At 70.9% G+C, this 25450-nt stretch carries 25 protein-coding genes and 1 pseudogene; 6 read left to right on the plus strand and 20 right to left on the minus strand.

All coding sequences use genetic code 11. From position 1 onward, the window contains the following. Positions 1-406 precede the first annotated feature (406 nt). The 16 genes and pseudogenes from VSH64_RS17950 to VSH64_RS18025 all read right to left on the minus strand — a co-directional run. Positions 407-1324 (minus strand): annotated as a pseudogene (locus VSH64_RS17950) (MCE family protein); the annotation flags it as partial. Beyond that, positions 1325-2491: an MCE family protein gene (locus tag VSH64_RS17955; protein WP_326836758.1), complete on the minus strand. Its 1167-nt coding sequence runs from the start codon at positions 2489-2491 to the stop codon at positions 1325-1327. Then, positions 2488-3660, minus strand: coding sequence for an MCE family protein (locus VSH64_RS17960; RefSeq protein WP_326836759.1), 1173 nt, complete (start codon positions 3658-3660; stop codon positions 2488-2490). Before VSH64_RS17960 ends, VSH64_RS17955 begins: the two co-directional genes overlap by 4 nt. Beyond that, positions 3660-4688, minus strand: a complete 1029-nt coding sequence (locus tag VSH64_RS17965) for an MCE family protein (RefSeq protein ID WP_326836760.1) — start codon at positions 4686-4688, stop codon at positions 3660-3662. The genes VSH64_RS17960 and VSH64_RS17965 overlap by 1 nt, the downstream gene beginning before the upstream one ends. Next, a complete protein-coding gene (locus VSH64_RS17970; protein WP_326836761.1) occupies positions 4685-5719 on the minus strand; it encodes an MCE family protein in 1035 nt (344 codons plus the stop codon). The genes VSH64_RS17965 and VSH64_RS17970 overlap by 4 nt, the downstream gene beginning before the upstream one ends. Beyond that, entirely contained in the window at positions 5716-6993 is a 1278-nt protein-coding gene (locus VSH64_RS17975) for an MCE family protein (RefSeq protein ID WP_326836762.1), read from the minus strand. Before VSH64_RS17975 ends, VSH64_RS17970 begins: the two co-directional genes overlap by 4 nt. After that, the gene (locus tag VSH64_RS17980) at positions 6990-7841 is read right to left on the minus strand and encodes an MlaE family ABC transporter permease (RefSeq protein ID WP_326836763.1); all 852 of its coding nucleotides are present in this window, start codon (positions 7839-7841) and stop codon (positions 6990-6992) included. Before VSH64_RS17980 ends, VSH64_RS17975 begins: the two co-directional genes overlap by 4 nt. After that, positions 7841-8572, minus strand: a complete 732-nt coding sequence (locus VSH64_RS17985) for an MlaE family ABC transporter permease (RefSeq protein ID WP_326837974.1) — start codon at positions 8570-8572, stop codon at positions 7841-7843. The genes VSH64_RS17980 and VSH64_RS17985 overlap by 1 nt, the downstream gene beginning before the upstream one ends. A 50-nt stretch (positions 8573-8622) precedes the next feature. Continuing rightward, positions 8623-9684 (minus strand): ABC transporter ATP-binding protein, encoded by a 1062-nt coding sequence (locus VSH64_RS17990; protein WP_326836764.1) that lies wholly within the window; start codon positions 9682-9684, stop codon positions 8623-8625. Between the two features lie 22 nt (positions 9685-9706). After that, a complete protein-coding gene (locus tag VSH64_RS17995; RefSeq protein WP_326836765.1) occupies positions 9707-10114 on the minus strand; it encodes an SCP2 sterol-binding domain-containing protein in 408 nt (135 codons plus the stop codon). A gap of 42 nt (positions 10115-10156) precedes the next feature. Continuing rightward, positions 10157-11416 (minus strand): cytochrome P450, encoded by a 1260-nt coding sequence (locus VSH64_RS18000; RefSeq protein WP_326836766.1) that lies wholly within the window; start codon positions 11414-11416, stop codon positions 10157-10159. Continuing rightward, entirely contained in the window at positions 11413-12861 is a 1449-nt protein-coding gene (locus tag VSH64_RS18005) for an aldehyde dehydrogenase (RefSeq protein WP_326836767.1), read from the minus strand. Before VSH64_RS18005 ends, VSH64_RS18000 begins: the two co-directional genes overlap by 4 nt. Next, complete coding sequence (locus VSH64_RS18010; protein ID WP_326836768.1) at positions 12861-14075, minus strand: NAD(P)/FAD-dependent oxidoreductase; 1215 nt, start codon at positions 14073-14075, stop codon at positions 12861-12863. Before VSH64_RS18010 ends, VSH64_RS18005 begins: the two co-directional genes overlap by 1 nt. After that, complete coding sequence (locus tag VSH64_RS18015; RefSeq protein ID WP_326836769.1) at positions 14072-14263, minus strand: ferredoxin; 192 nt, start codon at positions 14261-14263, stop codon at positions 14072-14074. The genes VSH64_RS18010 and VSH64_RS18015 overlap by 4 nt, the downstream gene beginning before the upstream one ends. 4 nt (positions 14264-14267) lie before the next feature. Further along, positions 14268-15371 (minus strand): NAD(P)-dependent alcohol dehydrogenase, encoded by a 1104-nt coding sequence (locus VSH64_RS18020; RefSeq protein WP_326836770.1) that lies wholly within the window; start codon positions 15369-15371, stop codon positions 14268-14270. Positions 15372-15419: 48 nt separating this feature from the next. Beyond that, a complete protein-coding gene (locus VSH64_RS18025; protein WP_326836771.1) occupies positions 15420-16931 on the minus strand; it encodes an acyl-CoA synthetase in 1512 nt (503 codons plus the stop codon). A 210-nt stretch (positions 16932-17141) separates the two neighbouring features. Here VSH64_RS18025 and VSH64_RS18030 point away from each other — a divergent pair, with 210 nt between their 5' ends. Next, complete coding sequence (locus tag VSH64_RS18030) at positions 17142-17780, plus strand: TetR/AcrR family transcriptional regulator (RefSeq protein WP_326836772.1); 639 nt, start codon at positions 17142-17144, stop codon at positions 17778-17780. A gap of 6 nt (positions 17781-17786) precedes the next feature. Here VSH64_RS18030 and VSH64_RS18035 read toward each other — a convergent pair whose 3' ends face one another. From VSH64_RS18035 to VSH64_RS18045, 3 genes are read right to left on the minus strand one after another with little or no spacing between them, the layout of a single operon-like run. After that, entirely contained in the window at positions 17787-18473 is a 687-nt protein-coding gene (locus VSH64_RS18035) for a TetR/AcrR family transcriptional regulator (protein ID WP_326836773.1), read from the minus strand. 44 nt (positions 18474-18517) lie between these two features. Further along, complete coding sequence (locus VSH64_RS18040; RefSeq protein ID WP_326836774.1) at positions 18518-19273, minus strand: 3-hydroxyacyl-CoA dehydrogenase; 756 nt, start codon at positions 19271-19273, stop codon at positions 18518-18520. Positions 19274-19285: 12 nt separating this feature from the next. Then, complete coding sequence (locus VSH64_RS18045; protein ID WP_326836775.1) at positions 19286-20257, minus strand: NAD(P)H-dependent flavin oxidoreductase; 972 nt, start codon at positions 20255-20257, stop codon at positions 19286-19288. Between the two features lie 155 nt (positions 20258-20412). On the opposite strand from VSH64_RS18045, the gene VSH64_RS18050 reads away from it, so the two are divergent. From VSH64_RS18050 to VSH64_RS18065, 4 genes are read left to right on the plus strand one after another with little or no spacing between them, the layout of a single operon-like run. After that, on the plus strand, positions 20413-21567 hold the full coding sequence (locus VSH64_RS18050; protein WP_326836776.1) for an acyl-CoA dehydrogenase family protein: 1155 nt from the start codon (positions 20413-20415) through the stop codon (positions 21565-21567). A gap of 28 nt (positions 21568-21595) precedes the next feature. Next, positions 21596-22519, plus strand: a complete 924-nt coding sequence (locus VSH64_RS18055) for a 4-hydroxyphenylacetate 3-hydroxylase N-terminal domain-containing protein (RefSeq protein ID WP_326836777.1) — start codon at positions 21596-21598, stop codon at positions 22517-22519. Next, positions 22405-22983: a 4-hydroxyphenylacetate 3-hydroxylase C-terminal domain-containing protein gene (locus tag VSH64_RS18060; protein WP_407655655.1), complete on the plus strand. Its 579-nt coding sequence runs from the start codon at positions 22405-22407 to the stop codon at positions 22981-22983. The genes VSH64_RS18055 and VSH64_RS18060 overlap by 115 nt, the downstream gene beginning before the upstream one ends. An 11-nt stretch (positions 22984-22994) precedes the next feature. After that, positions 22995-23768 carry an enoyl-CoA hydratase gene (locus VSH64_RS18065; protein ID WP_326836779.1) on the plus strand — a complete coding sequence of 258 codons (774 nt, stop codon included), beginning with the start codon at positions 22995-22997 and terminating at the stop codon, positions 23766-23768. A 4-nt stretch (positions 23769-23772) separates the two neighbouring features. On the opposite strand, the gene VSH64_RS18070 is transcribed toward VSH64_RS18065, so the two are convergent. Next, a complete protein-coding gene (locus VSH64_RS18070; protein ID WP_326836780.1) occupies positions 23773-24567 on the minus strand; it encodes a DUF1684 domain-containing protein in 795 nt (264 codons plus the stop codon). A 205-nt stretch (positions 24568-24772) separates the two neighbouring features. On the opposite strand from VSH64_RS18070, the gene VSH64_RS18075 reads away from it, so the two are divergent. Further along, entirely contained in the window at positions 24773-25411 is a 639-nt protein-coding gene (locus tag VSH64_RS18075; protein ID WP_326836781.1) for an HIRAN domain-containing protein, read from the plus strand. Positions 25412-25450: the final 39 nt, after the last annotated feature.

Genomic DNA, 25450 nt, shown 5'->3' on the forward strand with positions numbered 1-25450 from the left:
AAGCCGGGAGGGCCGGTCGAGGTCGTGGGACGGGGCGGCAGCGGAAGCCGAGGCCGGGCGCACGGGAATCGTCACTTCGCACCGGAAAGGCCGAGCAGGCCGGCCAACGAGGTGGGCCCGGTGAGAGCCGGAACGCCGAGCAGGCCTGGCAGAGGCGAAGCACCGGCAGCAAAAGCAGCAGAAGCGCCAGGCGCAGGCACCGCCAACGGCTTCCCCCGTACGGAGCGTTCTGCGCCCCCCGCACCGAACTCGCGCTGCCCGGCGGCAAAGCGCAGTACGCCGTGGTGTTCGCCGGCGCCTGGGCGACCTGATCGGCCGGCCGGCGGACGGTGTTCTCGTAGCCGCGCGTGCACACGTACGGGTCGAAGAAGTTGAGCACCAGGCCGAGGTGGGCGGTGCCGTCGCCGGGGACGACGGTGTTGGCGAGGGTCATGAGCTGGGGGTAGGACACGAGGATGTCCTCGATGCCGTCGCGGCGCGGGGCGAGCACGTCGGCCGTGGTGAGCAGGTTGGCGAGCAGCACGCTCAGCTGCGGGCCGGTCTCGGTGAGCACGGCGTCGATCTGCTGCGCGGCCTGCGGAGCGGCCGTGATGAGGTGGCGCAGGTCGCCGTCGGAGGACTTCAGCTGGGCCGCCAGCACGCGCAGGTTCGCGGAGAAGTCCTTGATCTGCGCGGATTGCGCGTTCTGTGTGTCCAGCACGACCCGCGCGCTCGACAGCAGCTGCCGGGTGGTGTCCACGTGGTCCAGGGCGGCCGCGGTGAACGTGTCCGTCGAGTCCAGCAGCTGCCGCAGATCGGGGGCGGCGGAGCCGGACAACGCGGTGTCCAGCTCGTCGACCACCGTGCGCAGCTGATCCGTCGGCACACTGCCGGCGAGGGCCTCGACGTGGTCGAGCAGCTGCTCGGTCGGCACCGGCGTCCGCGTGTCGCGCGCGGCGATCACCGAGCCGTCGCCCAGGAACGGGCCGGAACCGGTGCGTGGCACCAGGTCCACGTACTGCTCGCCCACGGCGGAGCGGTTGGCCACCGCCGCCTCCACGTCGGCCGGCACCGGTGGCGCGTCGCGGTCGAGCACGAGGTCGGCCTCCGTGCCGCCCTGCGCGCCGAGCCGCACGGCGCCGACCTTGCCCACGGTCACGCCGCGGTAGGTCACGTCGGCGTCGGGGTAGATGCCGCCGGAGTCGGTCAGTTCGAGGTGCACGGTGGCGCCGTGCGCGCCGAAGAAGCGGCCCAGCCCGGCGTAGCGCACGCCGACGTAGCCGACGGTCAGCACGGAAAGCACCACGAACGCGAGGATCTTCACCCGCGTGGCCCGCGTCAGCATCTACAGCCCTCCCAGGATCGCGCCGAGCACGCCGCCGAGACCCGGCGCGCCCGGCTGCTGCGGCGGCGTCGAGGGGCCCGCCGGAACGGCCGTGCCCGGCAACGGCAGCACCGGCGAGCCCGGCGGCAGCGAACCCAGCACCGAGACCGGCAGCCGCGGCGCGCCGAGGATGTTCGGCAGCACCGAGTCGAGGTCCAGGTCCACCTTGGCGGTGAAGTTGGTGTAGTCGCCGCGGATCGCGTCGAGCGACTTGGTGTTGAACGGGAACGTGAGCAGGTAGTCGAGGCTGCGCGGGATGTCCTGCCCGGTTTTCGTGAGCTGATCCAGCGTCGGCGCCAGCGCACGCAGGTCGGCGACGAGGTCGGCTTGACTGCGCTGCACGGTGTCCACCGTGACACCCGACAGCGAGGTGAGCGCCTGCAGCATCCCCACGAGCTGACCCCGCTCCTGCTCCAGCACCTGCAGCCCGGGGCCGAGGTCCGACAGCGCGCGACCGAGGTTGTCGCGCTGGCCCTTCAACGTCGTCGCCAGACGGTCGAGGCCGTCGAGCGCGCGCACGATCGTGCCGCGCTGGGCGTCCAATGCGGACACGAGGGAGTCCACACTGGACAGCAGGCCGCGCAGCTCGCCCTCGTTGCCCTTGAGCGCCTTGGTCAGCTCCTGGCTGATGGTGCGGATCTGCTCCACACCCCCGCCGTTGAGCAGCAGCGACAGCGCGCCGAGCACCTCCTCCACCTCGGGGTAGCGGTTGGTGCGGTCGGCCGTGATCACGGCGCCGTCGGCGAGCGCGCCGGCCGGTTTCCCGGTGGCCGGCGGGGAAAGCGCCACGTACTTCTCCCCCAGCAGGCTCGACTGCACCAGCTGCGCGTCGGCGTTGGCCGGCAGGTGCACGTCGCCGTTCACGGTGAGGCGCACCTGCACGGTCCAGCCGTCGTCGCCGAGGTCGACGGAGTCGACGCTGCCCACCGGCACGTCGTCCACCTTCAGCGCCGCGTGCGGCACGAGGTCGAGCACGTCGGGGAACTGCACGGTGACGTGGTACGGGTGGTCGCCGGCGTCGGCGCCGCCGGGCAACGGCGCGTCGTACAGGCCGGAGTAGTCGCCCGCGCCGCAGCCGGACACCAGCAGGCAGACCGAGCCCAGGGCCAGCACGCGCATCCGGTTCATCGGGTCCCTCCGGCGGTGACGAGCGGCAGCGGCAGGTTCCCGGTCTGCAGGCCGTTGAGCACCTGCGCGCCCGACGGCAGCGGTACCACCCCGTTGAGGATCGGCGCCAGCTGGTCACACGCGTCGGCGAGCGTGGCCGGGAGCTGCTTCGGGGTGCTCTGCCGCACGAGCCTGCACACGGTGACCAGCGGCGGTGAGGTCAGCTCGTTGATGTCGAGCCGCGCGTCGAGCGTGCCACTGGTCTCGTTGTAGGCGTTCACCAGGTTGTTCAACGCCAGCGGCGCCACGTCCAGGATCTCCGCGAGCGAGGCGCGCTGGTCCGAGAGCACCTGCGTCACGGCCGCCAGGTTGTCCACATTGGACTTGATCCCGGCGCGGTTGTCCTGGATGAACGCGCGCACCCGGTCGAGCGCTCCGCCCAGCGTGGACAACGCCGCCGCCAGCTGGTCCTTCTGCCCGGCCAGGAAGCGCGACGCGTCGGACAAGCGGCCGGTCAGCTCCCGGAACTGGCCGTCGCTGCGGGCCAGGGTGGTGGTGAACTTCTGCAGGTTGTCCACGGTGCTGAACAGGTCGCCGCTGTTGTCCGACAACGTTTTGCTCAGGCCGCTGAGGTCGTGCAGCGTCTGGTTGATCGTCTCGCCGGTGCCGTCGAGGTTCTTCGCGGCGGTGTCGAGCACGTCGGACAGCGCGCCGCCGGAGTTGGCGCCCTTCGGCCCGAGCGCGGTGCTCAGCTGGTCGAGGCTCTGGTACAGCTGGTCGATCTCGGCCGGGGTCACGGTGCGCTCGCGCGGGATCACCGCACCGTCGGCCAGCTGCGGACCGCCCAGGTACACGGGCGTGAGCTGCACGTACCGGTCGGCGACCAGGCTCGGCGCGACCACGACCGCGCGCGCCCCCGCGGGCACCTCGACGTCGCCGGACACCGAAAGCACCACCTGCACGTCCGCCGGCCGCGGCGTCACGCTCTCGACGCTGCCCACCTTCACCCCGAGCACGCGCACGTCGTTGCCCGGGTACACCCCGATGGCCCGCGCGAAGTAGGCGATGAACTGCCGCTCGCCCGAGCGCGACGAGAGCCACCACAGGCCGGTCGCGGCCACGAGCCCCAGCACGACGGCGACCACGGCGTAGCGGAAGGCGTGCCGCCGCACGGCACCGACGAAACCCATCAGTTCCCTCCCGGCACGCCGGAGTTGGTCCCGGCGGGCAGGCAGCCCTCCGGGTTCACGACGAGGAGATCGAGGTTCACGTTCGGCGGGACCACGCCGCACGCGTAGGTGTCGAACCAGCGGCCGTTGCCCAGGGTGTTGGTGAAGACCCGGTAGAACGGCGCGAGGTTGCGCAGTCCGGCCGCGAGGTTGTCCTGGTTGTTCTTGAGCAGCGTGGTCACCTGGTTCAGCTGCGTGAGCGCGGGCTTCAGCTGCGCCTCGTTGTCCTGCACCAGCCCGCTCACCTGCACGGCCAGCGCCTGCGCGCCCGAGAGCAGCGCGGCGATCGCCTGCTCGCGGGCCTGGATCTCGCTCAACAGCAGGTTGCCGTCGGACAGCAGCTTCTGGAACTGCTCGTCGCGATCGGCGAGGATGCCGCTCACCTCACGCGTGCTCGCCAGCAGCGCGGCGAGCTGCTGGTTGCGCGAGGACACCGTCTGCGACAGCGCGGAGAGCCCGCCCAGGGCTTCCTTCAGCGATTCCGGCGTGCCGCGAAAGGCGTCGGAGATCGTGGTGAAGCTCTGCGCCAGCTGCTGCGTGTCGATCTGCCCGACGGTGTCGGACAGGTGCTCGACGGCCGTGGTCACGTCGTAGGGCGACACCGTGCGCGAGCGCGGGATCACCACGTCGGGATCGAGCGGCGCCGTGCCCTCGGGGTCGAGCGCGAGGTACTTCTGGCCCAGCAGCGTCTTGATCTGGATCGACGCCGACGTCTGGTCACCCACCCACGCGTCCTTGGCCGTGAACGCGACGCGCACGTGGTCGTGCTCCAGCGAAACGTCCTTCACCGCACCGACCTTCACGCCGGCGATGCGCACCTCGTCACCGGAGGTCAGCCCGGCCGCCTCGGAGAACTCGGCAGCGTAGCGCGTGCCGTCGCCGATCACCGGCAGGTCCTCGTAGAAGTACGCGGCGAGGCTGCCGAGCAGGATCACGACCACTCCGACGATGCCGATCGGCACCGGGTGGCGTTCTTCGAAGGCCTTCACCGCGTGCACCTCTGCGGCTGCTGGGTCGTCGGCACCGGCAGCACGGGCACCTCCACGTCGAGCGAGCTGAGGCCGACCTGGCCGGTGACCTGGCAGGCGTAGAAGTTGAACCACGACCCGTAGGTCGCGGTCGGCGTGATCTTGGCGGCGTTCACCGGCAGCTGCTTCAGGAACTGCTGCACGAGGTCCTGCCCCTGGTTCAGGTTCGCCGCGAGTGAACCGAGACCGGCGATGTCCTGCTTCAACGGGTCGCGGCCCTGAGCCAGCAGCCCGGACACCGAGGTGCTCACGTCGGCGAGCGCGCTCACCGAGTCGCCGATCGGCTTGCGGTCGGCGGCCAGGCCGGACACCAGCTGCTGCACGGTCGTGACCAGCCCGGAGAGCTGGTCACCGTGGCTGGTGACCGTGTCGAGCACCGAGTTCAGGTTGTCGATCACGCGGCCGATCACCTCGTCCTTGCCGGCGATCGTGGTCGCGAGCGAAGCGGTGTGCTGCAGCAGCGAGGTGATGGTGCCGCCCTCGCCCTGCAGGACCTGGATCAGCTCGTAGGACAGGCTGTTCACGTCGTCGGGCGAGAGCGCCTGGAAGAGCGGCTTGAACCCGTTGAACAGAACGGTGAGGTTGAGCGCCGACGTGGTGTGCGCGAGCGGGATGGTCGCGTCGGCCGCCAGCGCCGGGCCGGGCGCGGCGGAATCGCGTTCGAGCGCGACGTAGCGCTGCCCCACCAGGTTGCGGTACTTGATCTCGGCACGCACGTCCACCGGCAGCTTGCGGCGACTGTCCACGGTGAACTCCACGAGCGCCAGCTTCCGCCCGGTGATCCCGATCTCGGACACCGAGCCCACGCGCACACCGTTGATCCGCACGTCGTCACCGGCGTTGAGCGCGGTCACGTCGGAGAACACCGCGCGGTAGGTGGCCTCGCTCGAGAAGGTGATGTTGCCGATCGTGAACGCCAGCAGCGCCGTGGCGAGCACGGTGACCGTGACGAACACGGCGATCTTGAGCAGCGTCGGCGTGAGGCTCCTCATCGGACGGTCACCTCCGTTCCCCGGTAGAGCGGGCCGACGAGCAGCGAGCTCCACGACGGCACGTCGGTCTGCGGCACGCCGAGCTGCGGCGCGAGCAGCGCGGACAGCAGCTGCTGCTCGGCACCCGAGTTGGCCAGCGAAGCGCCACCCCCGCCGACGGCCGCCGAACCGTCCTGGATCGGCCGGCCCTCGGGGTACTGCGGCGCCTTCTCCCCCGCCGGCACCGAGTAGCAGCGCGGCCCCCGGTGGTCGTCGTAGGCCGGCGTGTCCCGGCCCGGCACGTACTTGCCGCGGCTGTTGGCGATCTCGATCGTGAGGTGCAGCTTGTGGTCACCGGCCGCGCCGCCCCACACGTCGTCGAGCTTCGGGCCGAAGTCCGCCAGCTGCCGGGTCAGGCACGGGTACTCGGGGGCGTAGCGCTCCAGCAGGTCCAGCGTCGGACGCGAATCGCTCGTGACGCGGATCAGGTTGTCCTTGTTGGCGGCGAGGAAATCACGCAGGTCCAGCCCCGTGGTGGTGAGGTCGGAGAACAACGAGCGCAACGCGTCCTGCTGCTGCGCAATCGTTTTCGTCGTCGTCGTAAGGTCGCTCAACGCGTTCAGCAGGTCCGGCGCCGCCTGCTCGTAGGTGTCCGCGACACCGGGCAGGGCGGCGAGGTCGGCGGTGAGGTCCGGCACCGACGGGTTGATCTGCCGCACGTAGTCGCCGAGCCGCGACAACGTCTGCCCGAGCTGCTCGCCGCGGCCGTCGAGCGCGTCGGACACCGCGTTGAGCGTGGTCGAGAGCTTCTGCGGCTGCACGGCTTGCAGCACCGGCATCAGCTTGTCGAGGATCTGGTTGAGCTCGACGGCCTCGGCGCTGGTGTCCTGGTGGATCACCGCGCCTTCCGAAAGGCGCGCGCTCGCCGGGTGCGGCGGCTCGACGAGGTCCACGTAGCGCTCGCCGAAGAGCGTCTTCGGCAGCAGCCGCGCGGTCACGTCGGCCGGGATCAGCGTGGCCTGGTGCGGGTCGAGCGCCAGCGTGAGCGTGGTGCCGTCGCCGGCGGTGGTGATGTCGCGCACCTCCCCCACCAGGACGCCGCGCAGCTTCACGTCGGCGAGCCGGGTGAGCTGGTTGCCGATGTGTCCCGCGCGCAGCGTCACGGTGGTCACGGAGGTGAACACCTTGTCGTAGGCGGCGATCGTGAGGCCCAGGAAGGCGAGGATCGCGGCGAAGTAGGTGAGCCCCATCAGGCGGCGGGGCACGGCGGGCAGGCGCCCGCGTTCGGTGGTCATCCCGCGATCCGCACGGTCGTGGTGGTGCCCCAGATCGCCAGGCTGAGGAAGAAGTTCAGCACGACCACCGTCACGATCGCGCTGCGCACCGCCTTGCCCACGGCCACGCCCACTCCCGCGGGCCCGCCGTTGGCCGTGTACCCGTGGTAGCAGTGGATCAGGATGAGCACCACGGCGAACACGAGCACCTTGCCGAAGGACCACAGCACGTCGCCGGGTGGCAGGAACAGGTCGAAGTAATGGTCATAGGTACCGGCTGATTGTCCGTTGAGGACCACGGTGATCTCCCGCGAGGCGACGTACGAGCTCAGCAGGCCCAGCGCGTACAGCGGGATGATCGCCACGAACCCGGCGATCATCCGCGCGGTGACGAGGAACGGCAGGCTCGGGATGCCCATCACCTCGAGCGCGTCGATCTCCTCCGAGATCCGCATCGCGCCCAGCTGCGCGGTGAACCCGGACCCGACCGTGGCCGACAGCGCGATGCCCGCGACCAGCGGCGCGATCTCACGCGTGTTGAAGTACGCGGACACGAACCCGGTGAACGCGGCGGTGCCGATCTGGTTCAGGGCCGCGTAACCCTGCAGGCCGACGACGGTGCCGACGAACAGGCTCAGCGCCATCATCACGCCCACCGTGCCGCCGATCACTGCCAGCGCGCCGGTGCCGAAGCTGACCTCCGACAGCAGGCGCGTGATCTCGCGCGGATAGCGGCGCAGCGTGCGCGGTGTCCACAGCAGCGCCCGCAAGTAGAACCACAGCTCGTCGCCGTGCCGGTCGAGCGAGCGCACGGGAGCGCCGGCCAGGCCGAGGAAGTCTTCGCGCAACGCGCGCGTGGTGGTCGTCATCAGCTCCCCTTCGCGGGAACGACCTGCAGGTAGATCGTGGTGATCACGAAGTTGGCGAAGTACAGCAGCAGGAAGGTGATGACCACAGCCTGGTTCACCGCGTCGCCCACCCCCTTCGGCCCGCCCGAGGGGTGCAGCCCGCGGTAGCAGGCCACGATCCCGGCGGTGAACCCGAAGATGAACGCCTTGAGCTCGCTCACCCACAGGTCGGGCAGCTGGGCCAGCGCGTTGAAGCTCGCCAGGTACGCACCGGGCGTGCCGTCCTGGAGGAAGACGTTGAACACGTAACCGCCGGCCACGCCGACGATGCTCACGAGACCGTTGAGCAGCACCGCGACGCCGACCATGGCCAGCACGCGCGGCACCACCAGGCGCTGGATCGGCGAGACGCCGAGCACCTTCATCGCGTCGATCTCTTCGCGGATGGTGCGGGCGCCGAGGTCCGCGCAGACAGCGCTTCCTCCGGCACCGGCGATGATCAGCGCGGTCACGATCGGCGCGGCCTGCTGCACCGTGGCCAGCACGCCGGCCGCACCCGTGAACGACTGCGCGCCCAGCTGTTTCGTCAACGAACCGAGCTGCAACGCGATCACCGCGCCGAACGGGATGGCCACCAGCGCGCTCGGCAGGATCGACACACTGGCGATGAACCAGAACTGGCCGAGGAACTCGCGCGTCTGGAACGGCCGGCGCGGCACGAGCCGCAACACGTCGAGGCCGAGGGCGAACATCCGGCCGGTGTGGCCGAACGCGCGGGAACCCGGGAACGTCCAGATGGTGCTCACGAGACCTCCTCGACACGGTGCCGACCGTGATCAACGCGATCCGAGCCGGGCACACGGTCCACGCCGTACCGGCGACGTTCTTCCGGAGTCAGCGACGCGAGGATCCCGTCCTGCGCCGCCTCCGGCAGGGTCGGCAGGAGCCGCAGCACGCGGTCCTTGCGCCGGGCCTCCCCCGGGCGCGGCGGCAGGCCGGGCGCAGGCTGCATCTGCGGCGGAATGCCCACGACCTCCTCGACGCCACCGTCGTGGTGCCCGGCGGCGAACTTCGCGCGTTCGGCCGCCATGGTCGCCGAGTCCTTCTCCTCGCTCATCCCGATCGGCCCGTCCATCCGGCCGTTGAGGAACTGCCGCACCACCGGCTCTTCGCTGGTCAGCAGCACCTCGCGCGGGCCGAACAGCACGAGCTCGCGGCGGAAGAGCATGCCGAGGTTGTCGGGCACGGTCCTGGCGAGGTTGATGTTGTGCGTGACGATGAGGAACGTCGCGTCGCTCCGGGCGTTCACGTCGAGGAACAGCTGCGAGATGTAGCTCGTGCGCACCGGGTCGAGGCCCGAGTCGGGTTCGTCCACGAGCACGATCTGCGGGTCGAGCACGAGCGCGCGGGCCAGCCCGGCGCGTTTGCGCATGCCGCCGGAGATCTCGCCGGGCAGCTTGCGGTCGGCGCCCGCGAGACCCGTGAGCTCCAGCTTCTCGTGCACGATCCGCCGGATCTCGGTCTCAGACTTGCGCGTGTGCTCTCGCAGCGGGAACGCGATGTTGTCGAACAAGGTCATCGAGCCGAACAGCGCGCCGTCCTGGAACAGCACCCCGAACAGCTTGCGCACCTCGTACAGCCGGTGCTCCGAGCAGGTGACCACGTCGACCCCGTCGACCACGCACCGGCCGCGGTCGGGCTTGAGCAACCCGATCAGCGACTTGAGGAACACCGACTTGCCGGTTCCCGAAGGACCCAGCAGGACGGACACCTCACCCGGGGGCAGGGTGAGGGTCACGTCCCGCCAGATCGTCTGGCGCCCGAACGACTTCGTCAGGCCCTCGACGACGACTTCCGCACCCACCGTTGTGCTCGCCCTTCCCGGCTCAGCCGACGATCAGGTCCTCGCGCCCGTCGGCGCGCAGCTTTTCCACGTACACGGGGAAGAGCTTCTTCGACAGGGGCGCGAGCTTGATCAGCTTCGACACGGGACCGTCCACTTTGACCTTGCCGCGGGCCATGGCGAACGTGAGGTTCACCTTGCCCTGCCAGTAGCCGTTGGCGACCTCGCTGTCCATCGTCATGGTCGCGTCGGCCGGCGCGTCGAACGCGTCGCCGGTCACGCGGCGGTTCTGCGTGTCGATGAGCAGCGCGGACTCGGGGTTGGTACACACCATCTTCAGTACCAGTCCCGTGCCGGCGAGCTTGGCGGACAGGTCGGCGTCGGCGAACGCGGCTTCGAAGATGCCGCCGATGTAGTGGTAGATCTCTTCGGGCTTGCTGAACGCGGGCATGGCTGGTCTCCGGTCTGTTCGGGAGGTGTTCTCGGCAGGTCTTCAGAAGAAGCAGGGCATGGCGCGCACGGCGTGCACGAAGTTGCCGGCCAGGTAGTCGGGCTCGCCGGCGGTGATGGTCGGCAGCGTGCTCAGCAGTTCGCCGAACAGCGCGCGCAGCTGGGCCTTCGCGACCTGGTTGCCGAGACAGAAGTGCGCGCCCCCGCCGCCGAAGCTCACGTGCGGGTTGGGGCTGCGGCTCAGGTCGAAGCGGCCGGGCTGCTCGAACACGTCGGGATCGAAGTTGCCGGACGCGTAGAACATCACCACCTTCTCGCCGACACTGATCTGCTGCCCGCCGAGCTCGAAGTCGGCCACGGCCGTGCGGCGGAAGGTCATCACCGGCGAGGCCCAGCGCACGAACTCCTCGAGCGCGGTGCCGATGCGCCCGTCGAAGTCGGCCATCAGCCACTCGCGCTGCTCGGGGAAGTCGGTGAGCGCTTTCAGCGTGTGGCTCGTGGTCTGGCGGGTGGTGTCGTTGCCGGCCACCGAGAGCAGCACGAAAAACGCCGCGATCTCTTCGTCGGTGAGGCTTTCACCGTCCACTTCGGCCTGCACGAGGTTGCTCATCAGGTCCTCGGCCGGGTGCGCGCGGCGGTGCTCGGCCATCTCGAACGCCACGCCGTGCAGCGTCATCTGCGCTTCGAAGATCATGTCGATCGGGTCGCGGCCGGCGAGGTAGATCGGGTCGGCCCAGGACACCGACGCGTCGGCGGCGTGCGCCACGCTCTCCCGGTGCGACTCGGGGATGCCGACCATGTCCGAGAGCGTGCGGATCGGCAGCTGGCCCGAGCACTGCTTCACGAAGTCGGCGCCACTGCCCGCGTCGGCCAGCTCGCGCACGATGTCGCGCGCGTTGGCCTTGATCTGCTCTTCGATGCGCCGCACCTGCTTCGGCGTGAACGCGGCGCTCACGAGCTTGCGGATCTTCGTGTGCCGCGGCGCGTCCATCGCCAGGAACGACTGCGACGCCTCGAGCATCTCCTCGGGGATGTTCTCGAACATCACGCCCTGGCCCGACACGAACACGTCGCTGCGCCGGCTCACGTCCACGATGTCGGCGTGGCGGACCACGGCCCAGTACCCCGGGTCCTCGGGGTCCTCCATCAGCGCGTCCTCCACCGGCCGGTGCCAGGACACGGGCCGGTCGGCGCGCAGCGCGGCGAAACTGCGCTCGCGGTCGGCGGCGCGCGTCGCCCAGAAGGCGCGCGACGAGAGGTCGATCTCGTCGTACTCACGCTGCGGGGTCACGATGGCGGTCATGCGGAGATCTCCTGTCCCAGGTAGATGGACTTGAGCTGCTGGTAGGCGGCCAGCCCCTCGGGTCCGAGCTCGCGGCCGACGCCGCTGGCCTTCACGCCGCCGAACGGCGCGTTCACGTCGAGGTCGTAGAAGTTCACGCCGACGCTGCCGCTTTCCACGCGGCGCGCGACGTCGAGGCCCTTCTCCACGTCGGTGGTCCAGATGGTGCCGCCGAGTCCGTAGTCGGAGTCGTTGGCGAGCGCGACGGCTTCGTCCACGCCGTCGTACGGGATCACCGTGAGCACCGGGCCGAAGATCTCCTCCCGGGCGAGGCGGCTGCCGTTGTCGACGCCGCCGAACACGGTCGGCTGCACGTACCAGCCGCGGTCGCGGTCGGGACGCCCGCCGCCGGCCGCGAGCGTGGCGCCGGAGTCCTTGCCGAGCGCCACGTACTGCTCGACCTTCTGCCGCTGCCGGTCGCTCACGAGCGGGCCGAGGTGCGTGGCGGGGTCGAGCGGGTCGCCGATCGTGAGCGCCGACGCCAGCCCGGACACCGCGGCGAGCACCTCGTCGTGACGGGCCCGCGGCGCGAGGATCCGCGTGGACAGGTAACAGGTCTGGCCGGTGTTGAGCAGGCTGCTCGTGGCGAGGCCCTGCACGGTGGTGGCGAGGTCGGCGTCGTCGAGCACGATCGCGGCCGACTTTCCGCCCAGCTCCAGCGTGACCGGGCGCAGCAGACGCCCGCACACCTCGCCGATCTTGCGGCCCGCGGCCGTCGATCCGGTGAACGCGACCTTCTGCACGCCGGGGTGGGCCACGAGGTAGGCACCGAGGTCCGCGCCGCCGGTCACGACGTTGAGCACGCCGGCGGGCAGGCCCGCGCGCTCGGCCGTGGCGGCCAGTTCCAGCGCGTCCAGCGTGGTCTCGGGCGAGGGCTTGAGCACCACGGTGCAGCCGGCCGCCAGCGCGGGCGCGAGCTTGAACATGGTGAGCACCTGCGGGAAGTTCCACGGCACCACGATCGCGACCACGCCGACGGGTTCCTTGCGCACGACCGTGACGCCGCGGCCGTCGGGCCGGGTCCGGCGTTCCTCGGCCGGCTGCGCGCCCAGCATCGCGAAGTACTGCAGGATCCCGACCGGGCCGGCCCCCTCGGCGGCGGTGGCGATGCTGATCGGCATGCCGTTCTGGATCGTGGTGAGCGCGGCCCGCTCGCCCGCGTTCTTCTCCAGCTCCGCGGCGAACCCGAGCAGCAGCCCGGAGCGCTGCTCGGGGCTGAGCCCGGCCCACTCCGGCGCCCGCAGCGCGCGGCCCGCGGCGGCGACCGCGGCGTCCACTTCGGACTCCCCCGCCACCGGCACCGTGCCGATGCGTTCCTCGGTGTCGGGTGAGATCACGGCCAGCGTGGCGCCGCCGGCCGGGCGCACCCACGCGCCGTCGAGGTAGAGGGATTCGTGCTCGTGCATCAGCGCACTCCTTCGGACACGGGTTCCCGCCGCCGGGCGGCGAAGTCGAGCGCGCCGGACCAGTCGGTGCGGCGCGCGATGAGGGCGCGGAACTTCATGATCTCCCGCTGCTTGTTCACCGCGAGCACGCCGGTGAGGCGCTCGCCGGTGCGGTACAGCGCGACGAACCGGCCCTCGTCCGGGTCGCCGAGCACCACGCGGATCTCGTCGGCGTCGGGCACGCCGGCGAACTGGATGCGGGTGTCGTACCAGTCGGACCAGAAGTACGGCACGGTCTCGTACGGCTTGGCCGCGCCCGGCAGCGCCGCCGCCACGCCCGCCGCGGCCCCCTGCTCCGCGGCGCTGCTCCAGTGCTCGAGGCGCATGGACCGGCCGAACAGCGGGTTCTCCCACCGCGCGACGTCACCGGCGGCGTAGACCCCGGGCAGTCCGGTCGCCAGCGTCTCGTCGCACACCACGCCGTTGTCGAGGGTCACGCCGCTGCCCGCCAGCCAGTCCGTGGCCGGCACCGCACCCGCGCCGACCACGACCAGGTCGGCGTCGAGCAGCGTGCCGTCGGCCAGCCGCACGCGCTCGACGTGGCCGGTGCCTTCGACGCCGGTCACCCCGATCCCACAGCGCAAGTCGGTGCCGTGGGCGCGGTGCAGGTCCGAACACGGCTCGCCCATCGCCCCGATCGCGCGGGTCAACGGTGTCGGCGCGGCTTCGACCACGGTCACCGGCAGGCCGCGTTTGCGGGCCGCGGAAGCCACTTCCGAACCGATGAACCCGGCGCCGATCACCACCGTGCGAGCGCCCTCGTCGAGCGCGGTCCGCACGGCGAGCGCGTCTTCGAGGGTGCGCAACGTGTGCACGCCGGCGAGGTGGCTCGTGCCGGGCAGCGTGCGGGCGGTCGCGCCGGTGGCGATCACCAGGCCGTCGTAGGGGATCTCGCGGTCGCCGGCGTGCACCACGCGCCGGCCGGCGTCGAGGGCGTGCGCGCGGGTGCCGAGCACGAGCTCGACCCCGAGGTCCTCACGCAGCACGGTTTCCTCGCGGAACACCGGCGCGGCGACCGGGCCGTCGAGGAACGCCTTCGACAGCGGCGGCCGGTCATACGGCAGGTGTTCCTCGGCGCCGACCAGCGTGACGGATCCGGTGAACCCGGCCTTGCGCGCGCCCTCCACGGCGCGCAACCCGGCCAGGGACGCACCGACCACCACGAGCCGGGTCACGGCTGCAGCCTCAACGCCTCGGTCGGGCAGCCCGTCACGGCTCGCTCCACTTCGGACTCGAGGCCCTCGGGCACGGTCTCGGCCGACAGCACCAGGTCGCCGTTGTCGTCCACCTCGAACACCTCGGGCGCGAACGACTCGCAGATCCCCAGCCCGGTGCAGCGGGCCCGGTCCACCACGATCTTCACGTGCTCATCCCTTCCGCGCGGCGGGAACCAGGACGGGCTTCACGACCTCGCCCTTCAGGCTCGCCTGCTCGGCTTCGTTGATCTCTTCGAACGGGAACGTCTCCACGAGGCGGTCGAACGGGAAGCGCCCCTGGCGCCACAGTTCGATCAGCCGCGGGATCATCACCTGCGGCACGGCGTCGCCTTCGAGGATGCCCATCACGTTGCGGCCCACGGCCAGCGCCGTCGGGTCGATCACCAGGTCGCCCTGCTGCACCCCGACCAGCCCGCACGTGCCGGTGGGCCGCAGCACCGCGATCGCGGTGGTGATCACCGACGGCACGCCGGTGGTGTCCAGGGTGTACTGCGCGCCGCCGGTGGCCGCGAGCAGCTGCTCGACCAGGTCCGGTGCGCCGCCGTCGACGGTGTGCGTGGCACCGAGCTCCTTCGCCAGCTCGAGCCGGCGCGGGTTGAGGTCCACCGCGACGATCCGAGTGGCACCGGCGACGCGCGCGGCCATCACCGCGGACAGGCCCACGCCACCGGCGCCGAACACCACGATGCTCGTGCCGGGCCGCACGCCGAGCGCGGTGAACACTGAGGCCGCACCCGTCTGGATGCCGCAGCCCAGCGGGCCGAGCAGCTCCAGCGGCAGCTCCGGGTCGACCTTCACCGCGTTACGCGCGGCGACCACCGAGTGCGTGGCGAACGACGACTGCCCGAACCAGCGGGCGGCCACCGCCTCACCGGCGGCGTCGAGCACGGCCTGCTCGCCGTCCGGGTCGTGGCCGCTGAGGTTGCGCGGGAAGAAGGTCTCGCAGTACGACGGGTGCCCGGCCACGCAGTTGGCGCAGTGACCGCAGAAGTCGAACGACAGCACCACGTGGTCACCGGGCGCCAGGCTCGTCACGTCGGCACCGACGGCCTCCACGATCCCCGAACCCTCGTGGCCGGTGATGATCGGCGGCGCGGCCATGAAGCCGGGCGCGCGGGGCAACAGGTCCGTGTGGCACAGCCCGGCACCCGCGATGCGCACCAGCACCTGGTCCGCGCCCGGGGCGGGCAGTTCGACGTCCTCGATCAGGTACGGCCCGTCGGCGGCGCGCAGCACCGCGGCCTTGATCTGCATGGGTCAGCTCCTCGCTGGAGTCTCGGGTCCGGGGATGTCGGGGGTCGGTCAGCGGTTGAGCTCGCCCTTGACGAGCTTTCCGGTGGGAGTGCGGGGCAGCCGGTCCACGAACGTGAAGGCCCGCGGCACCTTGTAGTGCGCGATGCGCTCGCGCAGGTAGTCGCGCAGCTCGTCGCCGAGCCCGGCGCCGGCCTCGCCCGCGGGCTCCACGAACGCCTGCACGGCCTCGCCCATCTCCGGGTCGGGTACGCCGACCACGGCGACGTCGAGCACCTTCGGGTGCAGGGTCAGCGCGTTTTCGATCTCCTGCGGGTAGATGTTCACCCCGCCGGAGATGATCATGAACGCCTTGCGGTCGGTGAGGAACAGGTATCCGTCCTCGTCGACGTAGCCGATGTCCCCGGTCGTGGTCCACGTCGGGTGCGCGGGGTGCTGCGCGTCGGCGGTCTTGCCCGGGTCGTTGTGGTAGGCGAACGGCATCGCGTCGCGCTCGAAGTAGACCGTGCCGATGCTGCCGGTCGGCAGCTCCTGCCCGTCGTCGCCGCAGATGCGCAGCACGCCGACGCCGACGCGCCCGACCGAGCCCGGCTTCCGCAGCCACTGCTCGCTGTCGATGAAGGTGATCCCGCTGCCCTCGGTCGACGAGTAGTACTCGTGCAGGATCGGGCCCCACCAGTCGATCATCGCGTGCTTGACCTCGACCGGGCACGGCGCGGCCGCGTGCACGGCGACGCGCTGGCTCGACAGGTCGTACTTCGTGCGCGCTTCCTCGGGCAGCTTGAGCATGCGCACGAACATCGTCGGCACCCACTGGCTGTGTGTGACGCGGTGGCGCTCGATCGCGGAAAGCGCTTGCTCGGCGTCGAACTTCTCCATCAGCACCACCGTGCCGCCCAGCGCCTGCACCACACCGCCGAAACGCAGCGGCGCCGCGTGGTAGACCGGCGCGGGCGAGAGGTAGACCGTGTCGGGGCCGAACCCGTACAGGGGGCCGAACACCGCGGTGTAGACGTCGCCCGGCTCGTGGACCTGACGCTCGGGCAGCGGCGGCTTGATGCCCTTCGGCCGGCCGGTGGTGCCCGACGAGTAGAGCATGTCCATGCCGCGCGGCTGCTCCGGCAGCGGCTCGGCCGAAACGCTCGCCAGCGCGTCCTCATAGGACTCGTACCCGGGCACGTTTCCGCGGTACGCCAGGCGGATCCGCACGTCCGGCGTGTCGGCGACCACGGCTTCGGCCACGTCGGCGAGCCCGGCGGACACGATCAGCGCCTCGGCGCCGCAGTCGGCCACGATGTAGGCGACCTCGGCCGGCGAGAGGTGCCGGTTCACCGCCGTGATGTAGAGCCCGGACCGCAGCGCCGCCCAGTAGACCTCGAACACTTTCGGGTCATTTCCCGACAGCAGCGCGACGTGGTCACCGCGACGCAGGCCCGCGTCGTGCAGGTAGCGCGCCAGCCGGGTCGAGCGCTCCTCCAGCTGCCCGTACGTGAGCACCTCGCCGCCCGCCACGACGACGGCGGGCTTGTCGGGGAACTGCGCGGCGTGGACACCGGGGTACATGGACGCTCCTGCACGGGAACCGGACGGGAAGCCGACCGGAGCGCGGGGCGCCCGAAACCGGTCGGCGGTGACCTCGGGAGAGCTATCTAGCGTTCGTTAAGTTGAGCGTATGGCCCAGCTCACATGTTGTCAAGACAGTATGTCTAGATTCAGTGTCCAGTCAATTCGGGCCGCGAGCCGGTAGGGTGAAGGCGAGGACAAGGAGGCTGGATGCCGTCGGTGACCCGCAAGCCCCAGACCGCGCGGAAACAGCAGCGCCGGGAGTCGCTCGGCCACCAGCTGCTGGAGGCCACCGAGCGCCTCATGGGCGAGGGACTCACGTTCACCGAGCTGAGCGTCGACCGGCTCGCCTCGGAAGCCGGGGTCTCGCGCGCGACGTTCTACGTCTACTTCGAGGACAAGGGCCAGCTGCTGCGGCTGTTCGCGCAGCACGTGTTCGCCGACCTCACCGAAGCGGCGAAACGCTGGTGGGACAGCGCCGACGCGCGCGACCCCGAAGACCTGCGCGCCTCCCTCTCGGAGATCATCGTGCGCTACCGCCGCCACCGCTCGGTGCTCTATGCCGTGATCGAGATGGCGGCCTACGACTCCGAGGTCGACGAGCTCTACCGCGGCATCATGGACGGCCTGGTCGACGCCATCGCCGCCATCATCGAACGCGGCCAGGCCGACGGCACGATCTCGCCGATGCCGGTGCGCCAGACCGCTTCCGCGCTCACCTGGATGGTCGAACGCACCTGCCACCAGACACTGCGCTTCACCCCGGAGTCCGAGGACGGCGAGCTGGCCGACTCGATGACCGAGGTCGTCTGGCGCACGCTCTACCGCGAGGCCGCCCCGCGTCCGTGAGTCGCGTCAGCGCTTGCGCTTGACCGGTTTCGCGCCGACCGTGCGCAGCGTGAGGTCCACGTACCGCTCGGCGAGCTCTTCGGGCCGCAGCGGGCCGCCGGGCTGGTACCAGCGCGCGATCGACTGGCACATGCCCAGCACCGCCCGCACGGTCTCCTCCGGGTGGGCCGCGGTGAACACGCCCTCGCTCGCGCCGCGTTCGATGATCCCGGTCAGCACGGTCTCGATCTCCTTGCGCCGCGCGGCGTAGCGCTTGCGCGACTCGGGCGAGAGGTGCCGCAGCTCCAGGTCGAGCGCGGCCAGGCGCGTGCGGTGGGTCATGTGCAGCACCACGGCCTCGACCACGTTCACCAGCTGCTCACGCGGTGCGCCGGCGTCGGCCGCCGCGGCCTGCACCCGCCACACGGCCTCGCCGGTGCCCAGGTCGAGCAGCGCGGCGAAGGCGCCTTCCTTACTGTCGTGGTGGTAGTACAGCGAAGGTACGGTCTGCCCGACGCGGCGCACGATGTCGCGCACCGACGTGCCGTGGAAACCGTGTTCGTAGAACGCGTCGAGCGCGGCGGCGAGCAGCGGGGTCAGCTCCAGCTCGTCGTAGTGCCGCCAATCGGCCGCCGACTCGCCCGCCGATCCACCGCCTGTCGCCTCGATCGGGGCCGCGGCCGAGTCGGCCACCGCCGCCCGCGCTCGCACCATGTTCCACCCATCGATTCCGGAAGCTTGCCCGTGCGAGTCTAGGCTCAGCGCGGGGCCATGCGGATGGCGCCGTCGAGCCGGATGGTCTCGCCGTTGAGCATCGGGTTCTCCACGATGTGGCACGCGAGCGCCGCGTACTCCACGGGGTCGCCCAGCCGCGAAGGGTGCGGCACCTGGGCGCCGAGCGACTCGATCGCCTCGTCGGGCAGCGTGGCGAACAGCGGCGTGTGGAACAGGCCCGGCGCGATGGTCATCACGCGGATCTTCAGGCTCGCCAGGTCGCGCGCGATCGGCAGCGTCATGCCGACGATGCCGCCCTTCGACGCCGAGTACGCCGCCTGCCCGACCTGACCGTCGAACGCGGCCACGGACGCGGTGTTCACGATGACCCCGCGCTCCTCCCCCGTCGCCTCGACCTGCGCCATGCGCTCGGCGGCCAGCCGGATCACGTTGAACGTGCCGATCAGGTTCACCGACACCACCTTCGTGAACGCCTCCAGCGGGAAGGCGCCCTTCTTGCCCACGGTCTTCACCGCGTTGCCGATGCCCGCGCAGTTCACCACCACCCGCAGATCGCCGAGCGCCGCGGCCGTGTCGACGGCCGCCTGCACGTCGGCCTCGCTCGTCACGTCGGCCGCGGCGAACGCGCCGCCGAGCTCTTCGGCGATCGCGGCACCGTCCGAAGTGGGCAGATCGATCACGACCACCTTCGCGCCGCGCTTGTGCAGCTCCCGCGCGGTGGCGAGCCCCAGCCCCGAGGCCCCGCCGGTGACCAGCGCGACCGTGTTCGAGATGTCCATGGAAGTCCTCCCTCAGGCCAGCACGGCGGCCAGGCGGCCGCCGATGATCTCGTGTGCTTCGGCGACGATGCGGGACACGAGCTCCGCGACCGTCGGCACGTCGTGGACGAGCCCCTGCACCACGCCCGCGCTCCAGATGCCGAGGTCGACGTCGCCGGTCTCGTACACCTTGCGGCCGCGGGCGCCCGCGACCAGGTCGCGCACGTCGTCGAACGTACCGCCGCCGGCGAGGATGTCGACGACCTCGCGGCTCGTGGCGTTGGACGCCACCCGGGCGGTGTTGCGCAGGGACCGGAAGATCAGCTCGGTGTCGCGCTCGGTCGCCGCCACGAGCTGCTGCTTCACGTTGTCGTGCACCGGCGCCTCGACCGTGGCGAGGAACCGCGTGCCCATGTTGATGCCGTCGGCGCCGAGCGCGAGCGCGGCGACCAGCCCGCGGCCGTCGGCGAACCCGCCGGAGGCGACCATCGGGATGGTGATCTGCTCGGCGGCGGCCGGGATCAGCACCAGCCCCGGGATGTCGTCCTCGCCGGGGTGCCCGGCGCACTCGAAGCCGTCGATGGAAACCCCGTCCACGCCCAGCGCCTGCGCCTTCACCGCGTGGCGCACGCTGGTGCACTTGTGCAGCACCTTCACCCCGGCCGCGCGGAACGCGGGCAGGTGCTCGGCCGGGTTGAACCCGGCGGTCTCGACCACGGGCACCCCCGAGCCGGTGATCACGTCGCGGTATTCGGCGTAGGGCGGCGGGTTGATCGAGGGCAGGATCGTGAGGTTCACCCCGAAGGGTTTGTCCGTGAGCTCGCGGCAGCGCACGATCTCCTTCGCCAGGTCCTCCGGCGTCGGCTGCGTGAGCGCGGTGAGGAACCCGAGCGCGCCCGCGTTCGCGACCGCGGCGACGAGCTCCGCGCGGCCCACCCACTGCATGCCGCCTTGCACGATGGGGTGCGCCACCCCGAAAACCTCGCAGAAGCGCGTGCGCAGCATCCGGACTCCTTCGTTCGGCTCGACCCGCGGTGGGTGCGTCCGACCGTAACTTAGCGATCGTTAGATAAACAGTGACCCATCTCTCGTCCGCGAGCTTGACATCCGCGGGAGTGTTTAACGATCGTTAGATAACTTTCGCCGACGCAGGGGGCACCGTGTTGCGCCAGCTGTTCACCGCCGACCACGAGGCCTACCGCGAAGTGGTGCGGGAGTTCACCGCGCGCGAGGTCGTGCCGAACCTCGAGCGCTGGGACGCCGACCGGCTCATCGACCGCGACGTGTGGCGCGCCGCCGGCAAGCAGGGCGTGATCGGGCTGGCCGTGCCCGAGGAGTACGGCGGCGCCGGGCAGCCGGACTACCGCTACCGCGTGGTCGTGGCCGAAGAGCTCGCGCGCGTCGGCGCGGCTTCGCTGCACTCGAGTTTCGGGCTGCAGGACGACATCCTGATCCCGTACGTGCAGGATCTCGGCACCGACGAGCAGCGGCGGAAGTGGCTGCCGGGCCTGGCTTCGGGCGAGCTGATCGGCGCCATCGCGATGACCGAGCCCGGCGCGGGCAGCGACCTGCAGGGCGTGCGCACCACGGCCGTGCGCGACGGTGACGAATGGGTCCTGAATGGACAGAAGACGTTCATCACCAGTGGGGTGAACGCCGATTTCGTGGTCGTGGTGGCGCGCACCGACCCCGCCGCGGGCTCGCGCGGCTTCAGCCTGATCGTGGTCGAGACCGGCACCCCCGGGTTCACCCGCGGGCGCAAGCTCGACAAGGTCGGACTGCACGCGCAGGACACCGCCGAGCTGTTCTTCTCCGACGCGCGGGTGCCGGCCGCGAACCTGCTCGGCACCGAGGGCCGCGGCTTCGCGCACCTGATGGAACGGCTGCCGCGCGAGCGCCTCTCGATCGCCGTCGGCAGCCTCGCGAGCATCGACGCGGTGTTCGCCGCCACGCGCGAATACTGCTTCGCCCGCAAGGCGTTCGGCAAGGCGATCGGCGACTTCCAGAACACCCGGTTCGTGCTCGCCGAGATCGCCACCGAACGCGACGTGACCGCGGCCTACCTCGACGCGTGCGTGCACGGGCTCAACGCCGGCACGCTCACCGCGGTCGACGCCGCGAAGGCGAAGTGGTGGGCCAGCGAGCTGCAGAAACGCGTGATCGACCGCTGCGTGCAACTGCACGGCGGCTACGGCTACATGCTCGAGTACCCCGTGGCCCGGGCGTTCGTGGACTCGCGCATCCAGACGATCTACGGCGGCACGACCGAGATCATGAAGGAGATCATCGGCCGTGATCTCGCCGCCGGGAACTGACCACCTCTCACGAAAAGGCAGGCGACACATGGGTTTGCGCACGGCGAAGGAATACCGCGACGGGCTGCGCGACGGCCGCCGCGTGTTCTACCGCGGGCAGCGCGTGGACAGCGTCGGCGACCACCCGGAGCTCACGCTCGCGGTGGACCACTCCGCGCACTGCTTCGACATCGCGCAGTCGCATCCCGAGCTGGCGGTGGCCGACGGCTGTTCGGCGTTCTACCGCGTGCCGCGCTCGGCCGAGCAGCTTCGGGCGCGCGGCGAACTGATCGAGACGGTGTCGCGGCTGGGCGGCGGGATCATCGTGCTCAAGGAGGTGGGCAGCGACGCGATGTTCGCGCTGCTGCGCACGCTCGAAGGTGAAGAGCTGGAGCGCGCGAAGGCGTTCCATGAGCGCGTGTGCCGCGAAGACCTGGCGCTGGCCGTGGCGCAGACGGACGTGAAGGGCGACCGGTCGCTCGCGCCGCACCAGCAGGCGGACCCCGATCTGTACCTGCGGATCGTGGCCGAGGACGCCGACTCGATCACCGTGCGCGGCGCGAAGTGCCACACGTCGTACTCGGCCAACGCCGACGAGCTGATCGTGCTGCCGACGCGCGCGATGGGTCCTGAGGACGCGGACTACGCCGTGTCGTTCGCGATCCCGGTGGACACGCCGGGGCTGAACATCTACGTGTCGCCCTACCTCGCCGGGGAGCGCAACGAGTTCGAGTTCCCCTGTCGTCGAAGCACAAGATGCTCGAGAGCCTCACGGTGTTCGACGACGTGCGGGTGCCGAAGGAGCGCGTGTTCCTCAACCGGCGCCCGGAGCTGGCGGGACCGCTGGCCATCGCGTTCGTGGACTACCACCGGTTCACCGCGATCAACTACAAGCTGCCACTGCTCGATCTGCTGGTGGGTTCCGCGTCGCTGGTGGCGGAGTACAACGGCATCTCGCGAGCCGGGCACGTGAAGGACAAGATCACGCAGCTGATCGCGTATGCCGAGACCGTGCGCGGGCTCGCGGAGCTGGCCGCGCTGCGGTCGCGGCCCGGGCAGCACGGTATTCAGCAGCCCGACCCGGTGGCGGTGAACACGGCGAAGTACACCTTCGCGCACGGCTTCCACGACGCGGCGGCGAAGCTCATGGACCTCGCGGGCGGCCTGCTCGTGACCGGCCCCGGCGGCGAGGACTGGGCCAACCCGGAGATCCGTGCCGTGCTGGAGAAGTACTACGCCGCCGCGGTGCCGGCCGAGCCCCGGCTGCGGTTGCTGAACCTCATCGCCGACCTCACCGCGCGCGACTACGGTGGCTACCAAGCCGTGCTCGCCACGCACGCGGAAGGCTCGCTGGAGGCGGAGAAACTGCAGATCGCCCGTACCTACGACCCGACGCGCGCGAGGGCGTACGTCAGCCGGCACGCCGGACTTGCCTGAAAGGGGCCTTCATGACCGCGCCAGTGCGGATCGAGCAGGACGACGCCGTGGTGCGCGTCGTGTTCGACCGGCCGGACCAGCTCAACGCCCTGACCACCGCGATGCTGCTGCGCGCCGGTGACGCCGTGGAGAAGGCGGCGGCCGACCCGGCCGTGCGCGTGGTCGTGCTGACCGGCGCCGGGCGCGCCTTCTGCGCCGGCGCCGACCTCGCCGGCCACGACATCCAGGCCGACCCGGACACCGGCACGATCGACGCCGCCAACCGCCTCACCCGCCTGATGCGGGACATCCCGAAGCCGGTGCTGGCCGCGGTCAACGGCCCGGCCGTGGGCGTGGGCTGCTCCTTCGCGCTGGCCGCGGACCTGTGCGTGGCGCGCGAATCGGCGTACTTCCTGCTGGCGTTCGCGAACGTCGGCCTGATGCCCGACGGCGGCTCGACCGCCCTGGTGCCCGCCGCGATCGGCCGCGCGCGGGCCGCCCGCATGGCGATGCTGGCCGAACGCGTGCCGGCCCCGCAGGCCTTCGACTGGGGCCTGATCTCCCACGTCGTGCCCGACGCCGACTTCGACAGCGAGGTCGCCGCCGTGGTCACCCGGCTCGCCTCCGGCCCCACGGCTTCCTACGCGCAGACCAAGCGCGCGCTGGCTGTGTCTTCGCTCTCCCAGCTGGACGACGCGTTCGCCGCGGAGCGCGCGGGGCAGTCCTTCCTGTTCGGCACCAAGGACTTCGCGGAAGGCGTGGCCGCCTTCCGCGACAAACGCCGCCCCGCCTTCCGCGGCGAGTAAGCCCCTACTGCCGCTCGAAGGGCGTCTTCTCCCCCGCCTCCACGGCGAACGGCAACCGATTCCCTTCGGGCGGCAGCGGGCACGTCGCGAAATCCGTGAACGCGCAGGGCAGATTCCGCGCCCTCGTGAAGTCCACCGTGACGCGCCCGGTGTCGTCCGGCTTCCCCACGGCGAGCGACCGATTGGCGGCGTAGGTGGTGACGCCGCTGGTGGCGTCGGTGAAGAGGATCGTGAACCCGCCGTCGCGGCCGTTGAACGCGGTGAGGGTGTGTTCGGTGCCGTCGCGCGTGAACCGGACTGTGCCGGGCGCGGTGTAGACGTGGGACAGCCCCTCGACCACCGCCCCCACCGTGACCGGCCGCGGCTGGTCGAACGGCTCGAACCGCCCTTCGAGCACCCAGTTCTCCTGGGGCTCGTACGCCGGCACGCCCCGGAACGCCTTCAGCACGGGCGCCTCGGGATCGTGCACGCGAATCAGGTACCCCGTCCGCCGCGCGACCTCGATCTCGACGGCCCCCGCCGTGATCCGCGTGGTCGGGCCGCTGTTCACGAGCTCGATCCGCCGGGTCTCCGTGATCTTGGCGCCCTCGTACTCGAGGTCCCCACCGTCGGGATCCACGTAGGCGGCTTCGGCGTCCTGCCACCACTTCCCGGGCAGCCCGGGGTAGGCGCGCGGCTCGTCCTCCAGCCAGTCGAGGGAGACCAGCGCGAGCCAGCCGTAGGGATCGGCCAGCTCCTTCTCGCGGCCCGCCCGCCAGTCCTGCCAGGCCCGGGTGAAGTCCGCTGTGCTCGCCGTCATGGCTGCCCCTTCCGTCGGCTCGTGCTGGTGTCAACGCATCGGGGCGGGAGGTGTTCCGGGTCTCAAGATGCGGACAGGCCCGGGCACGTAACAGCATTCCGGCCACGTGCGACTTCCGGTGTCCGGCGAATCGCACTACCAACCCGCGCTCCTCGCTGCCGCGCGAGGCCGAGTCGCGGGCGATGACCTCGAGGAACACCTGCCCGTGACGGCGGTGCTCGTGCCCGAACCCGAGAACAAGTGGGATCGGCAGGCCGTGCGCGTTGACGTACTGGATTCCGGGCGGCCCCTGAAGGTCGGCTACCTGCCCCGCGACCTCGCCGCCGAGTACCAGCCGACGCTGCTCGCCGTCGGGCAGCAGGGCCTGGTGGGGACGTGTCCCGCGCGGATCGCGGGCGGTGGGGAGAAGTTCTACGGCATCTACCTCTACTTGGCGCGCCCACGGGCGTTGCGGGTCGCGCTCGGGATGGACGAGCCGTTCATCGCGCGGCGGGCCGGCGTCGAGGTGCTCCTGCGCAACGACTGGTCGTGCACGGTCACGCAGGAGCAGGCGCACCAAAACGTGCTGACCCGGTACGCGCCGGCGCGCGGTCAGGAGATCCGAGAGGTGGTCGCGTCACTCGGGTTCTGTCGGATCACGAGTGGGAAGTACCGCGGCGAGGAGGCACTGGAGGTCCGGCTCGGTGGGGAGCGCGTCGGCCAGGTGACGCGGGCGATGACCGAACGCTACGGCGACCAGGTCCACACCCTGATCGCGCAAGGCCTCACCGTCACCTGCGAAGCGTTCACCAAACGGACCGACAAAGGCATCGAGATCGAACTCCTCCTGCCACCCGGACGATGACAACCCAACCGCACATTTCGGGTCGGACACGACACCCCC

Source organism: Amycolatopsis rhabdoformis (assembly GCF_035918295.1).
Taxonomy (GTDB): domain Bacteria; phylum Actinomycetota; class Actinomycetes; order Mycobacteriales; family Pseudonocardiaceae; genus Amycolatopsis; species Amycolatopsis rhabdoformis.